The sequence below is a fragment of the Streptomyces sp. RKAG290 genome (assembly GCF_023701695.1).
Lineage (GTDB): Bacteria > Actinomycetota > Actinomycetes > Streptomycetales > Streptomycetaceae > Streptomyces.
Genome location: NZ_JAJOZC010000025.1, coordinates 1 through 3,050 on the forward strand (window position 1 = coordinate 1; position 3,050 = coordinate 3,050).

General features: G+C 71.0%; 2 protein-coding genes. One reads left to right on the top strand and one right to left on the bottom strand.

The annotated features are described in order from the left end of the window. Positions 1-2,122: 2,122 nt before the first annotated feature. On the bottom strand, positions 2,123-2,251 hold the full coding sequence (locus LNW71_RS36335; RefSeq protein WP_285803312.1) for a hypothetical protein: 129 nt from the start codon (positions 2,249-2,251) through the stop codon (positions 2,123-2,125). Positions 2,252-2,524: 273 nt separating this feature from the next. Between LNW71_RS36335 and LNW71_RS35950 the strand changes: the two genes are divergently transcribed. Then, positions 2,525-2,902: a hypothetical protein gene (locus tag LNW71_RS35950; RefSeq protein WP_250972389.1), complete on the top strand. Its 378-nt coding sequence runs from the start codon at positions 2,525-2,527 to the stop codon at positions 2,900-2,902. The last annotated feature ends 148 nt before the right edge of the window (positions 2,903-3,050 follow it).

The window sequence follows — 3,050 nt, forward strand, 5'->3', positions numbered from 1 at the left end:
GCAGTCGCTGTGACAACCGTGCTGGGAGCCCTGGCCGGAGGCGGGGGCTCTCTCCCGTCCTTGAGCATCCCGTCGCATGATGAGACGGGGTGGCGACTGGGCGCCGTGGTTGTGCTGGGGCGATATGTGTCTCCGGTTCAGGGGCCCGGAGGTCATCCGTACGGCGGCGGACCTCGGCCCCCTGCCGGCCGACCGCTACGACTACACGCCGCAGGATAACCAGCGATCTGAGCAGGCTCGGCGTTGCTGGTCCGGCAGTGCATGGCGGACCGCGGCCACTCGGACTTCCCGCTCGACCCCCGTTTCCCCAGCGACCCCATGGTCCCACCGCGGTCAGCACGACTACGGCGTCCTGGATCTCGCCACCGCCCGCCGCTGGGGCTACGGCTGGGCCCCGGACAAGTCCTCGGCTCTCCGGCGGCGGGCCGCCGGATGACCAATGCCGAGTATCGGACTTCCCCGCTGCAATGCCGAGGCGAGTCGGCGGCTGATGCGCGCATCGATCTCAAGCGGGACTGGCTCTACGCAGGAACGCGGGCGACCGAGATCGACAAGGCGGTAAAGCGCGACCCGCGCGTCCGCGCGGCTTGGGACGTGTGGTCCCGCTGTGTCGCGGAACGCGGACCACGCGCTATCCCGACCCCGTTGCCGCGTACTCGGACGCCGCCTGGAAGCGGGGCAGCGACGGCAACACCCGGCACACGCAGCGGGAGCGTGCCACCGCGTCGTGGACGTCACCTGCAACGCGCCACCGTACGGCCCAGGCCTGGCACGTGGCACGGCGCGGAAGCAGGCGTGGACATCACACAGCACCGCGACCGCTACGCTGCCGGCCTGCAGGCGCTGCGGACGTACCGGGCCACCATCGCTGAGGTGCTGCGAGAGCTCGGCTAGGGTCTTTTGTTTGGAGTGCCGCATTCACGACCCGGTGAAACGGCCCGTCGTCGCGAGCCTGTCGGTTGTCCTCGTCGAGCAGAGCTCGACGCGGTACGCCACCCGATGCTGTGCCCGGCCGCCAGAGTGCGTACCCGGGGGCGCGCGTGGCCCGCGTTCCGCCCATCGCGAGTACTGCTGCGGTCAGGAGTTCCTCGCGGAGCAGATGACTGCCGCCGGCCGGGGGAGCGGTTCTGCTGCCGAACGGCCGCCTGCCGAGACCGCAACGCCGGCAAGTAGGTACAGAGTGGGGCAAGCGCCGTCAGGCCGGTCGGTCTGCAGCTCACCGAACTGCCGGTGCGCGAGCCGGACATCACCGCCGGGCCGATCGTCCTCTCCGGCCTGCGTGCGTGGTGGCACCAGCTGTGCTTCCACAACTGCCCGCATGCGGGCGTTCGTCGCCGCCGTCTGCGAAACCGCGGCTCAGGCCCGGCCGTCACCACGATCACCGGAACCGCGCACGAAGCGCGTCTCTTTAACCGGTGGTCAGCAGATCCTCAAGAGGGCCTTAAGGATCGCGGATATGCCTCTGACCAGGCTCTTCCGTCGGTCCTGCGCTCTATCTCGCCGGGTGACGATCGAGGCCACTGACAGTCCCCAGCTTGCCGACCCCCCGGCACTCGCGGCGTATCTGGCGGCGCAGCAACCGAAGAACGGGTTCCCTTGCGCCCCTGCGTGCCGGAACCCGCGCCGCCCCCGTCTGTCGCCACTCGCTTTGCAGGCGGCGCTCGGCGGCGGTGCCGCAGGCGTCGTGGCGCTCTGGGGTGCCCAGGTGGAACCCTCGGCGCGGCTTGACGCATTCCTGGCGACCGGCCGCCATCTGACCGGTCTGCTCGCGGGTACGGCGTGCTCGTCATGCTGCTGCTCATGGCGCGCGTGCCCGCCGTCGAACACGGAGTCGGCGCCGACCGGCTCGCGCGGTGGCACGCACGCGGCGGACGGCACGTCCTCACGCTGTGCCTGGCGCACATGTCCTCGCGCTGTGCGGATACGCCGCCCACACCAGCACCGATCTCCTTTCCGCCGCCAGGGACCTGCTCGGATTCGGCGGGATCGCGGCCGCCGCTCTCGGTACCGGCTCCTGGCCGCCATCGCGTCACCTCCGCGCGTGCCGTGCGCGGCGCGTCTCGCACGAGACTGGAGGCCGTGCATCTGCTACCTATCTGGCGGCCGCACTCGCTTTCGTGCATCAGTTCGCGGGACCCGATGTCGCGGGCAGCGTCCTCGTGGTCTGGGTGTGGTCGATGCTGCACGCCACCGTCGCGGTGCTGCTGTTCTGGTACCGGGGCGTCGTTCCGTACGGCAGGCGTTGCGCCACAGCCTGCGCGTCCTCGACGTGCGCCGCGAGGGCCGGATGTCGTCTCCGTCGTCATGCAGGGCATCGTCCTGGACGAACTCCGGGCCGAATCGGGCCAGTTCTTCCGCTGGCGTTTCCTCCAGCGCAGGCTCTGGCGCACCGCGCTGCCTTCTCGCTGTCCGCGCCCGTCCGGACGACACCCTGCGGATCACGGTCAAGGCGATCGGCGACCACACCCGCGGATCAGGCGGCTGAAGCCCGCACCCGTGTGCTGCCACCGGTCCGTTCGGGGCGATGACGGCCCACCGTCGTACGCGGCACAAGGTGTTGCTCATCGCGGGCGGTGTCGGCATCACGCCGATGCGGGCGCTGTTCGAGACGCCGGGCGGCCCCGGCGACATCACGCTCCTCTACCGGCGAACAACGCCGCCAACTGGTGCTGCGCGAGGAGCTGGAAGCCATCGCCCGCACCAGGCAGGCCGGCTGTATTACCTCCTCGGGTCCTCCGACGACGCCTTCGACCCGCTCGCGCCGCAGCGCTGCGCGATCTGCTCCCGACCTGCCGAGCACGACGTGTACCTCTGCGGGCGCGGCCATGGCGGAGGCCGCAACTGCCGGCTCTCCAGGGCGGCGTCCCCTCCGAGCGCATCCACTGCGAACTTCACCTACTAGGCAAGGACCCATCCGCAGGCACGTCACCGCAGACCCCGGAGGCCCGCCCCGGCGCCACCCAGCGGTCCCGGCCCGGCTCGCCGCGCGCTGGTCGGAGCGAGCGCGCTCGCCGCGACCCTGCTGACCGTCACCGTCGACCCCACTGCCC